At 55.3% G+C, this 14,132-nt stretch carries 15 protein-coding genes and 1 pseudogene; 8 read left to right on the top strand and 8 right to left on the bottom strand.

The window, feature by feature from the left end:
* A pseudogene (locus tag LOH53_RS15965) lies at positions 1-113 on the top strand (dolichol-phosphate mannosyltransferase); the annotation flags it as partial.
* A gap of 84 nt (positions 114-197) precedes the next feature.
* On the opposite strand, the gene LOH53_RS15960 reads toward LOH53_RS15965, so the two are convergent.
* From LOH53_RS15960 to yczR, 4 genes are all read right to left on the bottom strand, one after another.
* Entirely contained in the window at positions 198-539 is a 342-nt protein-coding gene (locus LOH53_RS15960) for an RNA polymerase-binding protein RbpA (protein WP_230068753.1), read from the bottom strand.
* A 248-nt stretch (positions 540-787) separates the two neighbouring features.
* The gene (locus LOH53_RS15955) at positions 788-1,723 is read right to left on the bottom strand and encodes an SPFH domain-containing protein (protein WP_230068752.1); all 936 of its coding nucleotides are present in this window, start codon (positions 1,721-1,723) and stop codon (positions 788-790) included.
* A gap of 87 nt (positions 1,724-1,810) precedes the next feature.
* Positions 1,811-2,296, bottom strand: coding sequence for an NfeD family protein (locus LOH53_RS15950; RefSeq protein WP_230068751.1), 486 nt, complete (start codon positions 2,294-2,296; stop codon positions 1,811-1,813).
* A 63-nt stretch (positions 2,297-2,359) separates the two neighbouring features.
* The gene (gene yczR / locus LOH53_RS15945) at positions 2,360-3,769 is read right to left on the bottom strand and encodes a MocR-like transcription factor YczR (RefSeq protein WP_230068750.1); all 1,410 of its coding nucleotides are present in this window, start codon (positions 3,767-3,769) and stop codon (positions 2,360-2,362) included.
* Positions 3,770-3,828: 59 nt separating this feature from the next.
* Between yczR and yczE the strand changes: the two genes are divergently transcribed.
* Complete coding sequence (yczE, locus tag LOH53_RS15940; protein WP_230068749.1) at positions 3,829-4,506, top strand: membrane protein YczE; 678 nt, start codon at positions 3,829-3,831, stop codon at positions 4,504-4,506.
* Here the strand turns inward: yczE and LOH53_RS15935 are convergent.
* Complete coding sequence (locus LOH53_RS15935; RefSeq protein WP_230068748.1) at positions 4,484-5,410, bottom strand: putative RNA methyltransferase; 927 nt, start codon at positions 5,408-5,410, stop codon at positions 4,484-4,486. The genes yczE and LOH53_RS15935 overlap by 23 nt on opposite strands.
* 56 nt (positions 5,411-5,466) lie before the next feature.
* Positions 5,467-6,114 carry a peptide deformylase gene (locus LOH53_RS15930; protein ID WP_230068747.1) on the bottom strand — a complete coding sequence of 216 codons (648 nt, stop codon included), beginning with the start codon at positions 6,112-6,114 and terminating at the stop codon, positions 5,467-5,469.
* Between the two features lie 222 nt (positions 6,115-6,336).
* On the opposite strand from LOH53_RS15930, the gene LOH53_RS15925 reads away from it, so the two are divergent.
* Positions 6,337-6,876: a GNAT family N-acetyltransferase gene (locus LOH53_RS15925; RefSeq protein ID WP_230068746.1), complete on the top strand. Its 540-nt coding sequence runs from the start codon at positions 6,337-6,339 to the stop codon at positions 6,874-6,876.
* 21 nt (positions 6,877-6,897) lie between these two features.
* Here the strand turns inward: LOH53_RS15925 and LOH53_RS15920 are convergent, their stop codons facing one another.
* A complete protein-coding gene (locus LOH53_RS15920; RefSeq protein WP_230068745.1) occupies positions 6,898-8,061 on the bottom strand; it encodes an epoxide hydrolase family protein in 1,164 nt (387 codons plus the stop codon).
* Positions 8,062-8,122: 61 nt separating this feature from the next.
* On the opposite strand from LOH53_RS15920, the gene LOH53_RS15915 reads away from it, so the two are divergent.
* Both LOH53_RS15915 and LOH53_RS15910 read left to right on the top strand, forming a co-directional pair.
* On the top strand, positions 8,123-9,112 hold the full coding sequence (locus LOH53_RS15915; protein ID WP_230068744.1) for a helix-turn-helix transcriptional regulator: 990 nt from the start codon (positions 8,123-8,125) through the stop codon (positions 9,110-9,112).
* A 469-nt stretch (positions 9,113-9,581) separates the two neighbouring features.
* On the top strand, positions 9,582-11,945 hold the full coding sequence (locus tag LOH53_RS15910) for an ATP-binding cassette domain-containing protein (protein ID WP_230068743.1): 2,364 nt from the start codon (positions 9,582-9,584) through the stop codon (positions 11,943-11,945).
* 41 nt (positions 11,946-11,986) lie between these two features.
* Here LOH53_RS15910 and LOH53_RS15905 read toward each other — a convergent pair whose 3' ends face one another.
* A complete protein-coding gene (locus LOH53_RS15905) occupies positions 11,987-12,193 on the bottom strand; it encodes a hypothetical protein (RefSeq protein WP_230068742.1) in 207 nt (68 codons plus the stop codon).
* A gap of 641 nt (positions 12,194-12,834) precedes the next feature.
* Between LOH53_RS15905 and LOH53_RS15900 the strand changes: the two genes are divergently transcribed.
* From LOH53_RS15900 to LOH53_RS15890, 3 genes are read left to right on the top strand one after another with little or no spacing between them, the layout of a single operon-like run.
* Positions 12,835-13,113: a hypothetical protein gene (locus LOH53_RS15900; protein WP_230068741.1), complete on the top strand. Its 279-nt coding sequence runs from the start codon at positions 12,835-12,837 to the stop codon at positions 13,111-13,113.
* Positions 13,106-13,570, top strand: a complete 465-nt coding sequence (locus LOH53_RS15895; protein ID WP_230068740.1) for a hypothetical protein — start codon at positions 13,106-13,108, stop codon at positions 13,568-13,570. The genes LOH53_RS15900 and LOH53_RS15895 overlap by 8 nt, the downstream gene beginning before the upstream one ends.
* Before the next feature lie 2 nt (positions 13,571-13,572).
* A complete protein-coding gene (locus LOH53_RS15890) occupies positions 13,573-14,124 on the top strand; it encodes a hypothetical protein (protein ID WP_230068739.1) in 552 nt (183 codons plus the stop codon).
* Positions 14,125-14,132: the final 8 nt, after the last annotated feature.

The raw sequence follows: 14,132 nt of genomic DNA, 5'->3' as shown, positions 1-14,132 counted from the left end.
AACGTGAATTCGGGGCATCGAAGATGAGTGGCAACATCGTCCAAGAAGCAATGCTCAATGTCACCAGGTGGGGACTGAGTGCCAGATGGCGCAAATTGACCGGTAAAAAGTAGGCGAGCAAGAAGAAGGGCGGACCATCCGTAACAACGGATGGTCCGCCCTTCTTTGTATCTCCAAAGTTTCTGGAACTGAGACGTTTAGACGGTTTCCCCGCGCTTTTCGCGAAGGATCGTTAGACGGTCTGCCAAAATAGTCTCCAGTTCGGGGACTGAGCGGCGCTCTAACAACATGTCCCAGTGAGTGCGTATCGGCTTGTCATTGGACGTATCTGGCGCCTCACCGTTGACCAGAAGTGCTGCCTTACCAGTTTTGGAAACCCATGATCCTGGAATCTCTGCCTCGGAAGAGAAGGTGACAAATACCTGCTCGCCGTCGGCACAACGGTACTCAACGCGCTGACGGGGAGCCGGTTCTACACCAGACTCGGTCTCCATGCTTTGTGCGCCCAAACGCATTCCGCGCAAGCTACGATCGCTCATGACTTCTCCTAATTCTCATTTCCGCCCCCTAAGAGTGGAGCGAATGATTGGCACTGACCGCTACCCAAAACTGGGGCAGTACCTATTCCATACTCGTCATTGATTCAACGCATGAATGCGCTTGATTGTTCCATCACGCATTCATTCAACGTACCAAAAAATTAGGCCGGAAATATGTACGCGGCCAAGCACTATTATACGTGCTTGGCCGCGTGCATATGACAGGCGTTGGAAAAGCTAAAGACGGTTTAGAGAGCCGCGTCGTTGGCTACGTCGCTAGCGTCGTCGGTGTCCCCGTTGCTTCCACCAAGGACATTGCCGATGCCCTTGAGAGCCTCGCCCACTTCGCTGGGGATGATCCACAGCTTATTGGATGAGCCAGAGGCAATCTTGGGCAAAGTCTGGAGGTACTGGTAGGCGAGGAGCTTCTGTGTGGGGTTGCCCTTGTGGATAGCATCGAAGACTTTTTGAATAGCCTGAGACTCACCGTCTGCACGCAAAATAGCTGCCTTCGCATCACCCTCGGCCTTCAGAATGGAGGACTGACGTTCACCTTCAGCGGTCAAGATCGCAGACTGCTTGGTGCCTTCCGCGGTCAAGATCGCAGCGCGTCGGTCACGCTCAGCACGCATCTGCTTTTCCATTGAGTCTTGGATGGACAATGGCGGATCAATCGCTTTGAGCTCCACGCGGCTCACACGAATGCCCCAACGGCCTGTTGCCTCGTCCAGGACCCCACGGAGCTGACCGTTGATCTGGTCACGAGAGGTCAATGCTTCTTCAAGGTTCAAGCCACCTACCACGTTACGCAAGGTGGTGGTTGTGAGCTGTTCCACCGCTTGGATGTAATTGGCGATCTCGTACGTTGCGGCGCGAGGATCAGTCACTTGGAAGTACACGACTGTGTCAATGGAAACAACCAAGTTGTCTTCGGTAATCACAGGCTGTGGGGGGAACGAAACAACTTGTTCACGCAAATCAAGCAAAGGCAGTAAACGGTCGACGAACGGAATCAAGACGGTTAGGCCAGGGTTCAGTGTTCGCTGGTACTTTCCGAGACGTTCAACAACGCCTGCGCGGGCCTGCGGAATAATCCGCACGGACCGTACAAGAACAATGACCACGAATATCAAAAGGACCAAGACCACAAAAAGCCAAACTATTGCTCCGGCTCCGTCTCCCATGAAATCCCCTCTTTTCTGTGTGAAGAATGACTGTTCCTTGCGCCTTGTGGCACAGGAAAAAATTCGAGCGGCAACTCAGTCTTGCTGCTATGCCGTAGTGGCGGGCGTCCCAGATGCCTTGTGGGTGCTGGGGGCGCTGATTATGGCTGTGGCACCCTCAATGGCGGACACTTCGACTCCGGCGCCCACCGGTATATCCGCACCGCTACGAATCCGCGCGGTCCATACATCCCCACCGATCTTTACCAATCCCGTGTTCGTGCCAACAGTTTCAAGCACGACGGCCTGATGACCAATGAGTCGGTCGATGTTAGAGAGTTGATCCGCGGGACCGCGCCGCAAGTGCGCCAGGGCCAGTGGTCTGATCAACACGGTGGTAGCCAGAGCGACCACCGCAAACAAAATGATCTGAAGCCATAGCGGGGCGTGGAAAAGGAAGCCAACCAATGCGGCCAAGGCGCCGACTGACATCAAAATAAAGTACAGGTTCAAGGTCAGCATTTCTGCGACTGCCAGTAATAGGAAGACCGTCAGCCAGAGTATCCAGCCGAAGTCATTGATCCATTCCATCATTGAGTCCCCCTTGTGTGACTTAACGTACAACCGAGCCTACTACGTATGGATGGGAAATACCTGTTAGACGACTGCCTGCAATGGCATTCTGATCGGGTCTTCACCAACCTGGGAGCTGATGCGCGACACGATGTGGACCCCTTCGCGGAGTTGTTCTTGGCTGTAACAGAACGGCAGGCGCAGGAATCGTTCGAAGGCGCCGTCGAGCCCGAACCTGGGACCAGGAACCAGCCCAAGTCCCTCCCTGCGGGCTGCCAGCGCGAGTGCCGAGGACGACACCGTTTCCGTGTTGATCCAAAGCGAAAGCCCACCATCAGGCACGGCGACGCTCCATTGGGGAAGTGCTTCCGCGAGAAGACTTACCAACAGGTCCCTTCCTGCCCGCAGTTCACGACTGCGGCATGCGACCATGAGCGGTAGTTCCTGCAACAACGACGTTGCCACTAGTTGCTCCATCAAGGGGGTGCCCAAATCTGATGCAGTCCTGTTCCGTAGGAGTCTGGCCTGAATGTCTCGGTTGGCACGGATCCACCCGATGCGCAGCCCGCCCCAGCCAATTTTTCCCAACGAGCCCAGGGTGATGACGTTGGGGTTGAAGCTGGCCATAGGTGGAAGAGCGCCCCGGTCAATGTCCAAGTGAGCAGTCGTCTCGTCCACGACCAGGACCGTTCCTTCCCGCTGTGCGGCGGCGGCTAAGTACTCGCGTTCATGCACCGGCATGCTCATACCTGTCGGGTTGTGAAAATCTGGCATCAAAAACGCCATGCTCGGTGCGGCACGGCGTATCTGTAAGAGTGCCTCGGCAAGATCCCATCCCCCTTGTTGGCGGACAGGGAAGGCTACTATCCGAGCTCCCAAAGAAGCGAAGGTATCCAGAGCATGTGGGTACGTGGGCTGTTCGACGAGGATGCGTTCCCCGGGAGAGTACAAGGTTCGGGTGACGAGGTTCAACGCATGTTGGGCGCCAATGGTGACCATAATTTCATCGGCGTTTGTTGGCAGTCCACGGTCCCTGTAACTTTGGGCGATTGCGTCCCTGAGCGCGGGTTGGCCCACCAGGTCAAAACCGTCCTGATGGAGGTACGCGGGCATCTGCGCGGCAGCAGCGGTGTACGCCGCGGCCGTGCCCTGGTAAGCAGGGGCGGTAGCCTTCGTGAAGTCGAGAGTGAGTCCACTATGGTGGGCAGGTTCCCCACGGTTACTACCCGCAAGCACCAATGTACTGCCCGAGCCCCGGATGCTGGCTAGAAACCCCTCATCGCGCAAATTTGAGTACGCTGCGGCGACGGTTGTTCGGCTCAGTCCAAGCGCAATACTAAGCTCACGTTCAGCTGGTAGACGGACGCCACTAGCGAGTCTTCCGTCCATGAGCAGAATCCGAATCCTATCCGCCAGAGCCTGGTAGGCCGGTCCACTGTGGCGCCATTCTCCTAATTCTCGGGCCAGCCTGCGGCCAGTAACTATGGTGTTCATAAAGCCACCTTAGACGAATTGGCACTGTCGCATAAGTCCAGTTTCACTAAACTGGACACATGATCCACTTTTTCTCGAACCAGAACCTTGCCGTTAGGCTAGTCCGGCTCTTTGTAGGGCTCCTACTCTACGGCGTGGCTATAGCCTTGATGATTCGCGGGAACATTGGAGCCTCACCCTGGGACGTGTTCGCTCAGGGATTTTCGCGCACCACAGGTATTTCCTTCGGCTGGTGCACTGTGATTATCAGTGGAATAGTGCTGGTGGCGTGGATTCCCCTCAAACAGATGCCCGGATTTGGCACCATTGCCAATGCCATCTTGGTTGGGATTTTTGCGGACTTCGCGTTGGCTCTTATTCCTCAGGCACCGAATCTTGCGGTGTCTGCCGTCCTGTTCTGCGCTGGGTTGTTTATCTTAGCGTTTGCCACAGCACTTTACATTGGAGCCGGCCTGGGGCCCGGACCGCGTGACGGTTTGATGACGGGCTTGGTGCGTGTTACAGGGCGTCCCGTATGGATGATCCGGACCGGTATCGAATTGACGGTAGTGGTCATTGGCTTCTTGATGGGTGGGGTGGTGGGGGTTGGAACCGCTACCTTTGCACTGGCCGTCGGTCCGCTGACTCAGATGACATTGAGGTGGCTGCACGTGGATCTACACAAGAAGAACCTGACGGCCGGCCAGGGAACTGACAAGGAAGCAGCAACACTGCTCACACAGCAGGTCTGTGAGTAAGGATTCTCCTTTGGGGGAGTGCCGCCTTGTGCGCGGTCGGGCGGAATATGGAGATTGTGAACTCGGCACTGACATGTGTGAGTTCAGCCAAGCCCTCAACGTTGCGTGAAAGTTCCGCAGAGTTTATGTGGTGTCCGGCAGGGCCCATCAGGGCAACGTTGCAAACATCAGTGGGCGAAAGTGCAAGCTCCAGAGTCACAGTACTTGAATCAACCAGTTCAAAGTGATCAGCCAAAGATGTAGCAAGAGCAGCTTCTTTTTCGGGCTGAATATCAAGCATGTGGGCTAACTTTGCGATCTGCGCCAAATGTCCGGGCCGCGGCGTCACCACTACTAGCAGCCCTGTGGGTTTGAGCACACGGGCAAACTCCGCTGCATTTCTGGGGGCAAAAACAACAAACACGACGTCGGCACGGTGGGCCACGATGGGCAACTCTCGCCAGATATCCCACACCAGATTGGCAGCGGACGGATTTCGGCGAGCTGCCCGACGCAAAGCGAACTTGGAGATGTCCAAGCCAATGGCATCGACTCTTCCCCCGAGCGCCAAGAGGATTTCCTGCAAGTACCATCCCGTTCCGGTCCCGGCATCGACAATGAGCGGCCTGTAAAGTGACGATGAGTCTGTTGGGGCGAAGAACGGGCGGCTGACCACCTTCGACAGCTCGTTAGCCAAACCCTGGTAATGCCCGTTCGCCAAGAAGTCATCGCGAGCACAAACCATCTTTGCGCTATCCTCGACAAACTTAGTCCCTGGGCCGGTCAGCAGGTTTACGTAACCTTGACGGGCCATGTCAAAACTATGCCCGTCAACACAGCGAAGTACGTTCGCACCTCGGAGAAGCGGAGCAAATTCCACGCCACAGATAGGGCAAAGCAAGGCGTCAAGAACACTGTTTTCCATAAACACATCCTAGGGCGTGAGCGGTATGATCTTCCGGCGGCCAGCGCGCCGCTGCCCTAGAAATTCAAGCCGATACGGGCGGCCGAGATATCCGGGTGGGCCCAGTGGTTGAGGTACTCCCCACTGGAACACAACGAACGCATCAGTGCTTTGTCCACATACAGTGTGCCCGCGAGATGGTCCGTTTCATGCTGGACTATTCTTGCCTGCCACCCGCTGAACTTGCGTACTTCGGGGGAGCCGAGCTCGCCGTCGTAGGTAAGTTCAATCGAGGCGTGACGCTCCACCACTGCTTGCCACCCAGAAACTGATAGGCAGCCTTCATAGTGGGCCTCGCGTTGTAGATCCAGAGGCATGTATCGGGGATTGAGTATGGCGAAGAACTCTAAATGTTCCCTTTTGCGGGCCACTGCGCTCTCCTGCGGTATCTCATAGAGGTCTTCAAGCACTGCTAGCTGGAGCGGGATACCAATTTGAGGAGCAGCCAGGCCAACACCAGGTGCCGCCAACATGGTGCGTCGCATTAAATTGATCAACTCGGCCAAGTCAGCATCGTTCAACTGGCCCGTATACTCCACTGCCTGAGCGCGTAAAACAGGGTTTCCGCACTGAATAATACCCGGCAGAGTACCAGCGGCCAGAATCTGGGCAACCGTCTCCACAACGTAGCTATCGCTATAGGCCGCGGGGCCAACGCTCGTCACGCTTTGACTTCGTCCCTAGGTACGCCAAGTACCACGAGCAGACCCATTCTCATACAATCCAAAACAGTTTCCTCATCTTCTTCCAAACGGTATTTCAGAACCATGGTGCCAAATCGAAGCCGCGAGTATTTTCCCTTCGGATTGGTTGCCCAGGAAAACTTTTTCGCCCGCTCTAGAGCGGATGTAGAACAAAAAACATGTTAGTCAATGCACAATGTCTAAATGGAGAACATAACTACTGACCGACTTTTACTGCGCCCGTGGGAGGACTCCGACGTCGACTTCGTCTACGATCTGTACTCTCGCTGGGTAGTTCAGCGTTTTATTGGCCAGGAGCCACGCGTCATGGAAAGCCGATCGGAAGCCGTGGAACGCGTCGAACGTTTCAAAGCCATAAACCATCCTATCCACGGCATCTGGGCCGTCACCGGTAAAGATGACGGGCGGCTGCTCGGAACACTGCTACTCAAGCCAATTCCAGAGTCCGGCGAGGAGCCTATGGTGGCATCGCAGGACGTGGAGATCGGATGGCACTTCCATCCTGATCAATGGGGCAATGGGTATGCGTCCGAGGCAGCCAACGCCGTACTAGAACACGCCTTCCTCAGCGGCCTGCCACGTGTAGTGGCCGTGACTAACCCTGCCAACGAGTCGTCCCAAAGCGTGTGCCGTCGAATTGGTATGGCGGAGAAGGGCTTAACGGAGAAGTATTACAACTCCACCTGCGAGCTGTTTGTGCTCGAAAATCCCGCCACTAGCTAAGCGAATGCTCTGGCCGTCGGGTCAGGCCCTCAGTTCTTGGAGGAAACCACGCAGGTCATTGACAAGTAATTCCGGCTCTTCAAGTGCAGCGAAGTGGCCACCTTGATCATTGATGTCCTGCCAGCGCACTATCGTGTTACTTTCCTCGCATAGTGAACGGATACCCACGTCGTGAGCAAACTGGATTGCTGCGGTGGGAACCCCAGAATTGACTGGCGTGGTGCCCCAAGAATTCTGGGCGTAGCCAACGTAGGCGGAAGAACCTCCGCTCGCCGTGAACCAGTAAAGCGATGCATTCGTCAGGATCCAGGCGCGCCCAATGATTTCGTCAGGTGCCGTCTTGACTGGCCAAGTCCATGCCCTGAATTTGTCGAGCATCCAGGCCAATTGGGCAGCCGGCGAGTCTGAAAGGGCCACTCCAACGAGTCCGGGGCGGGTGGACTGAATGGCAATATAGCCGAACTCACCGTGCATAAATCGTGTGATCCTCTCAACCCGGTCTAGCTCGACAGCGTCCAACGCAACTTTGGCGTTCTCACTTACATTTGCGCAGAAGCCCAGTGCCCCGTTGACGTGTACCCCTATCACCCGTTCCGGGGCAGCCCGGGCTACCTCCGGTGCGATGATTGCCCCAAGATCACCGCCCTGGACTAGAAAGCGATGGTAGCCAAGGCGATCCATCAGTTCCAACCATGTCCCAGCGATCCGAGCAGTACTCCAACCAGAGCTTGCCAGGGGAGTGGAAAAGCCGAACCCTGGGAGAGAGGGGATGATGACGTCCATGGCGTCTTCCTTTGAACCACCGTGTGACTCTGGGTCTGTGAGTGGACCAATCAGGCCCAGGAATTCGAGAAATGAACCAGGCCAGCCATGGGTAAGTAGCAGCGGCGTCGCATTCGCTACGGTGGAGCGAACGTGGATGAAATGGATTCTCTGGTCATCGATGTTCGTGGTGAACTGTGGGATTTCGTTCAGTTGCGCCTCGACAGAACGCCAGTCGAAATCTTCGGCCCAGGCATGGAGAAACTCTTGGAGATAGCCACTAGGTATGCCCGTGCTCCAATCGTCTCCGGGCAGCGGTGTCGGCAGCCTAGTGGCTCTGAGCCGACTCGTAAGATCGTCAATCTGAACTTGAGGGACATTGATGTGAAAGCGGGTGATCGTGGTGTCCGGTGAGGTTGTCATGGAAACACTCTGACAGCCGAGGAGGACAGCTTTGGTCCGCTTTATCCGCGATGATTGACTTATGTGGGATACCTCGGCACGACTATTGCGACTTCTAGCGCTCCTACAACGACGCTATGAATGGAACGCCGAACAGCTCTCCGCCGAGCTAGAAGTGACGCCGCGCACGGTTCGCCGAGACGTTGGACGGTTACGGGAACTCGGGTATCCCGTTACGGCAGTACTGGGTGCTGGTGGCGGCTATCACCTGCGTGCTGGCACAGCGCTGCCGCCACTTATGTTCGAGACGCAGGAGGCATTAGCAGTATTGCTTGCTCTGCGGGATCTGATGGGAAATACATCCGAGGTCTCGTCCAGCAGCGACGGCGCTTCCACCGCCTTCGAAAAACTGCACAGGGTTATGCCGGACCACTTACAGCCAATCGTGCAAGCGTTCTTGGCGCACACCAGCAACGTTGATTTAGGGAACGCTGTGGGTTCAACACCTCATGAGGTCGGCATCCCGATCTTGGTGCTCCTCACGCGCGCCTGCCGCGACCGTAGGCAGATCCAATGCCACTATCGTTCTTTCTCTGGCCAAAGTGGAAACCGCCTGATTGAGCCCCTGCACATTATTCGCACTATGGGGAACTGGTACCTCATTGCCTATAGCCTCGAGGCAGCGAGTTGGCGTACTTTCCGCATTGATCGGCTAAGTAGACCCGAGATCACAAACAAGCCCAGTTATCCCCGGAATCCGCCAGCGCTAGATCTACACGACTTCGTCACGGCGCAATTGGCGCGTGGATGGCAGCAAGTCCGAGGCAGCGTGCGTGTCCATGCCCCCCAATCCGTTGTTATCCCTTGGATCAACCCCGTGTGGGGAGTCATCATTGAGGACGGATCCGAAACGTGCATTGTGAAGGCGGGAGCAGACAGTTATTCATCCATGGCTAGGTGGCTGCTGCTCATTGGAGCACGGCTGACGGTTCTAGAACCCGAAGCACTCCGTAGCGCGTTCGCCGATCTCGCGGCAGAAGTTGCCGCAGTAGGACAAACACCGCCGTCGTAGGGGTAGTTCAAAACACGACCTCATTTTGGATTCGGCCTCCAGGCTTCCGTGTTATTCCTCCTTCTTCGGCCAACGCAGGCACCCGGTACACGCCTCACTTCCGGGAGCAACACGCCCAGAGTGGGTGTTATGCCGGACATAGCGCACTTGCTAGGCTGACGTGCAGGCCTGCACCGGCTCTCTCACGTAGCTGAAGAGTCAAGGTCACATGCTAGACCGCGCCATCAATGACCCAAAGAGTGACCTCAAAGCGCTCAACGGTCCTCGAAAAGCTGCGCCTCAATTTCACACTAGGTCCGCGAAACTAACCCGTATGGGCGGTCTAATTTGGCGTCGCCCTTAAAGCGGTATGACCTAAGGGACGGGCTACCGCACGGCAGTAACCGCCGACTACTATTAGCCTGATCTAGGTGCGGCTACTGCTGGCGCCCACAGGAAGAGACAAATGATAGGGACGGGCGACGCAGCCATGACGACACAAACTCACACAGCAGACAGCCATGAGCTGATCCGGGTGAGAGGTGCACGGGTCAATAATCTCCAAGACATCAGTGTTGAGATACCCAAACGGCGTCTGACGGTGTTCACCGGTGTCTCCGGATCTGGAAAGAGTTCGCTGGTCTTTGGGACGATCGCAGCTGAGTCTCAACGGATGATAAACGAAACGTACAGCGCATTTATCCAAGGTTTCATGCCCACCATGGCCCGGCCCGACGTCGACGTGCTTGAGGGACTAACCACAGCGATTTTGGTAGATCAGGAACGCCTTGGCGCAAATCCGCGGTCCACTCTCGGAACGGTCACCGACGTCAACGCGATGTTGCGGATTGTTTTCAGCAGGTTGGCTCAACCACATGTCGGATCGCCTTTAGCCTACTCATTCAATGTCCCTTCCATCAGTGGCGCCGGCGCAGTGGCCTTTGAAAAAGGTGGGCGGACTGTCAAGGAGAGGCGCAGCTTCAACGTAGTCGGTGGCATGTGCCCACGCTGTGAAGGCCGCGGTTCCGTCACTGACTTCGATCTCACCGCCTTGTTCGACGCCGACAAGTCTCTCTCCGAAGGCGCATTGAAGATTCCCGGCTACAGCATGGACGGCTGGTATGGACGCATCTTCTCCGGCTGCGGATTATTCTCGATGGACAAGAAACTGGGTAAATTCACCAAGAGGGAACTTGAAGATCTGCTCTACAAGGAGCCTACGAAAATAAAGGTAGAGGGAATCAACCTCACTTACGAGGGACTCATCCCCAAGATCCAAAAATCGTTCCTGTCCAAGGATGTTGAGGCCATGCAGCCGCACATTCGGGCATTCGTGGAGCGCGCAGTGACATTCACTACGTGTCCAGAATGCCACGGGACCAGGCTGGCCGAACACGCCCGCAACTCCAAGATAGACGGAAAGTCCATCGCCGATCTGTGTTCCCTGCAGATCAGCGATCTTTCCGAATGGGTCCACAGTTTGCACGAAACGTCAGTGGCGCCGCTCTTGTCGGCGTTGGGAAAGAGTCTTGACTCCTTCGTAGACATTGGTCTGGGTTACCTCTCACTGGACCGGGCCTCGGGTACTTTGTCCGGGGGAGAAGCCCAACGAACCAAAATGATCCGTCATCTGGGCTCATCTCTAACCGACGTGACCTACATCTTCGACGAGCCGTCAATCGGACTTCACCCGCATGACATCGCAAGGATGAATCAGCTGCTGCTGCAACTGCGGGACAAGGGGAACACGGTTCTAGTTGTTGAACACAAACCCGAGATGATCGAGATCGCAGATCATGTTGTGGATCTTGGCCCCTTAGCGGGATCCGAAGGCGGAAAAGTGATGTACGAAGGCACGGTGAAGGGTCTGAGATCCAGCGACACGATCACCGGTCATCATCTCGACGACCGGGCAACTCTGAAGCCGGTACTTAGGAATCCTTCCGGATCGCTGCCAGTACGTGGAGCAAATGCCAATAATCTCAAGAACGTCGACGTAGACATTCCGCTCGGTGTGCTCACAGTCATCACGGGGGTCGCCGGCTCAGGAAAAAGTTCGTTAATCAACGGTTCTGTGTCTCCACTTGATGGGGTAATAACAGTGGACCAAGGCGCCATAAAGGGATCTCGGCGCAGCAATCCTGCGACGTATACGGGCATGCTTGAACCGATCAGGAAGGCGTTCGCCAAGGCCAATGGAGTCAAGGCTGCACTCTTTAGCCCGAATTCGGAAGGGGCCTGCCCAAGCTGCAAAGGAGCCGGCGTCACGTACATCGATCTAGGCATGATGGCCGGCGTCGCAACAACCTGCGAGGAATGCGACGGCAAACGTTTCCAAGCCCTTGTTCTTGACTACTTACTCGATGGACGCGACATCAACGAGGTCTTGTCCATGTCGGTGACTGAAGCAGGCGAGTTCTTCGGCTCAGGCGCGGCCAAAATCCCTGCCGCGCACAAAATACTGACTCGACTTGCCGATGTCGGCCTTGGCTATCTGCGCATCGGGCAACCGCTGACCACACTGTCAGGAGGGGAGCGTCAACGACTAAAGTTAGCCACCAAAATGGCTGAAACAGGCGATGTTTACGTCCTCGATGAGCCCACCACCGGCCTGCACCTGGCAGATGTGCAAAATCTGCTGGCGTTGCTGGACCGGTTGGTGGACTCCGGAAAATCCGTCATCGTCATTGAACACCACCAAGCGGTCATGGCGCATGCGGACAGAATCATCGACGTCGGTCCGGGCGCCGGGCACGACGGCGGAACGGTAGTTTTCGAGGGTTCCCCGGCTGAACTTGTAGCTGGGAAATCGACGCTGACCGCCAAATATCTCGCGGAGTACATCGGAGCCTGATGGGCTCGGTCTGCGGGGGAGCGGCATCCCCAACCCGGAAATTAGGAGAACTTCACCCCGCCGGTCAGTTGACTGAGTCCTATAGTTACAGTCATGGGGGCTTGCGGGGAGATATCCACTGTGGTCATTCCGGACTTTCCACGCGAGGTCTCTACGAGGATATGGTGCTGGCCAGCGGCCAACGGAATAGAAATCGATTTCCGACTCCGTAAAGCACCATATGGGGTGTTGTCGACATAAACGCTCATGCCAATAGCGCCACCGGCCAAACTGGGACGACTAAGTACTAATTGGCACGATCCGCCCGGTGACTCTATTCCACAATTCGGGCAGGTGCGCGCAGCATCCGAAACAGTATTACCACATTCACGACATTGAGTCATTGCCAAAGCAGTACATCCTTTTAACTTGACCCGCCCCGGAGGCGGTGGGTTTCCTGTGCTGAGAATAGCTTGATCTTCGCGTAGATGTCGAGAAAAGAGGCAAGGGCTTATGACAAAGGGTTCTGTATACGTTATGTCAACTAAATGACATTCTACCCAAATAGGACAGCTACAGCATGTTTCAGCAGCTCTACGGAGTCACGGTCAAGCGTCTCCCCGGACCAACTGCTGACGGCCGCTACTTATCTTCATTTCCAGTCTGCCTTTCCAGCTCGGAACGCTGCCTGGAGGCTCAAACGGCACACTTCCCCAAGCCCCAGTAGAACGCCGATAATCTACATTATGTAAAGTAGTCCTCTGCGTATCTCATTGAATGAATCATTCAACGCCTCCAGCTGTCCTGTCTCATCTAAAGTGACGCAATCTCAACTTAGTTGAAGCATTAGCCCGGTTCGTCTCAAGTTAGTTGACGTACCCGAACCGTGGCGGGGACTAAACTTTAGGCTATGGGACGCTCACACGCGGCGTCCGACGCTCTCGCCGGCCACCACGCTCCAGCAGGCACCCTGTCGTTCAGGGAGCAGTTCCCCAGAGCCTCAACCACTTCACAACTGGCTGACTGCTGGATGACCCCGTTTGAACATGCCCGGCCCATCCGTGCCACCGCCGCATTCAAGGGCCAACGAAATTTCGCGGGCCTCTGGTGGTGCACCACAAATCAACGGCACATCGGATTCGAATCCTGGTGCGAACAGGACAACCGCCCTCCCTACAACGGTGCATAACTACGACGTAGGCGATTTAGCTGGATGGCCGCTCGATCTATTACAGATTTGGGGAGAATGCGACCGCCTATCCCCTATGCCAGAGCTTGCGAGCTGGATGGAAGCGGCTATCGGTTCAAACAAGTCTGCTTTTGTCTACGGCGACGTTGTAGCTGACGCCGACACATGGCTCATGGTAAAGGCAATAAAAGCCGAACCAGTGGCAAGTCTCTCGGACACCATGCGACACTTTTATAAATTATCAGATGCTGAACGTATCAAGAGGTTCTACAGTGAACGATTTGGTACTTCAGAGTCAAACATTGCTAACGCGTTTATAGACTTGGTAGATGGCCTTGACGCGATAGGGATCAATTTGGGCTTCACTGTTGATAAACTGATGGAAACTGCCCATACGTCGAGCATGCCGACGAGGTCCCAAACAGAGACATTAGGACGAGCCTATGGTCGTATTTAGAAATGGTTGAGCGAATGATGCCAAAGAATGGTGGGCGGATTACTGATAATTTGCGCGATATTAGATCCCCCCCGAGGTTTCAAGCATATCGTCAAATATTTGGCATACTGAAACTTATTGTCGGTTTTTCTATGCTGTTCATAGCAAGCGGTTGGGTTGGATTGGATTCTGCGGGATTGCCTGATGTTTCCCTTGTGAGCAACGGACTAATTTACCCCGGTGAAGAGTGGGTAAACCGGGTTGTCATGATTGCCCTTATTGGCGCTGGCATTAGCCTATGCGTCAGTCCGCCCCGTCTTTTTTATTCACGTGCCGCTGCAGTAGATTATGTCCAGCTAACGGCGGGCGCACTCCTCGTCGTCTGTGTTCTAATCCTGCTGCCTTTTATTTCAGGTTTTGAGTTCGTTACCCCTGAAGATCGCTGCGTATATCTGATTTGTTGGCCAAGGCCCTTTCAAGAGTTTCTGATTGGTGTTCCGGCGATCTCGGCTGGGATCTGCATGATTGTGCTCGGAATCGGGCTCTTCGTAATTAGGCATGGTTGGTGGGTTTGATCCGGTAC

The sequence above is a fragment of the Arthrobacter cryoconiti genome, from assembly GCF_020905375.1.
GTDB classification, from domain to species: Bacteria; Actinomycetota; Actinomycetes; order Actinomycetales; family Micrococcaceae; genus Specibacter; species Specibacter cryoconiti.
This window is presented reverse-complemented; position numbering and strand designations above follow the sequence as displayed.

Excerpts from the sequence above, each read along its gene's own strand:
- LOH53_RS15960 (WP_230068753.1), bottom strand. The coding sequence starts at position 539 with ATGAGCGATCGTAGCTTGCGCGGAATGCGTTTGGGCGCACAAAGCATG.
- LOH53_RS15955 (WP_230068752.1), bottom strand. The coding sequence starts at position 1,723 with ATGGGAGACGGAGCCGGAGCAATAGTTTGGCTTTTTGTGGTCTTGGTC.
- LOH53_RS15950 (WP_230068751.1), bottom strand. The coding sequence starts at position 2,296 with ATGATGGAATGGATCAATGACTTCGGCTGGATACTCTGGCTGACGGTC.
- yczR (WP_230068750.1), bottom strand. The coding sequence starts at position 3,769 with ATGAACACCATAGTTACTGGCCGCAGGCTGGCCCGAGAATTAGGAGAA.
- yczE (WP_230068749.1), top strand. The coding sequence starts at position 3,829 with ATGATCCACTTTTTCTCGAACCAGAACCTTGCCGTTAGGCTAGTCCGG.
- LOH53_RS15935 (WP_230068748.1), bottom strand. The coding sequence starts at position 5,410 with ATGGAAAACAGTGTTCTTGACGCCTTGCTTTGCCCTATCTGTGGCGTG.
- LOH53_RS15925 (WP_230068746.1), top strand. The coding sequence starts at position 6,337 with ATGGAGAACATAACTACTGACCGACTTTTACTGCGCCCGTGGGAGGAC.
- LOH53_RS15920 (WP_230068745.1), bottom strand. The coding sequence starts at position 8,061 with ATGACAACCTCACCGGACACCACGATCACCCGCTTTCACATCAATGTC.
- LOH53_RS15915 (WP_230068744.1), top strand. The coding sequence starts at position 8,123 with ATGTGGGATACCTCGGCACGACTATTGCGACTTCTAGCGCTCCTACAA.
- LOH53_RS15910 (WP_230068743.1), top strand. The coding sequence starts at position 9,582 with ATGACGACACAAACTCACACAGCAGACAGCCATGAGCTGATCCGGGTG.
- LOH53_RS15905 (WP_230068742.1), bottom strand. The coding sequence starts at position 12,193 with ATGAGCGTTTATGTCGACAACACCCCATATGGTGCTTTACGGAGTCGG.
- LOH53_RS15900 (WP_230068741.1), top strand. The coding sequence starts at position 12,835 with ATGGGACGCTCACACGCGGCGTCCGACGCTCTCGCCGGCCACCACGCT.
- LOH53_RS15890 (WP_230068739.1), top strand. The coding sequence starts at position 13,573 with ATGGTTGAGCGAATGATGCCAAAGAATGGTGGGCGGATTACTGATAAT.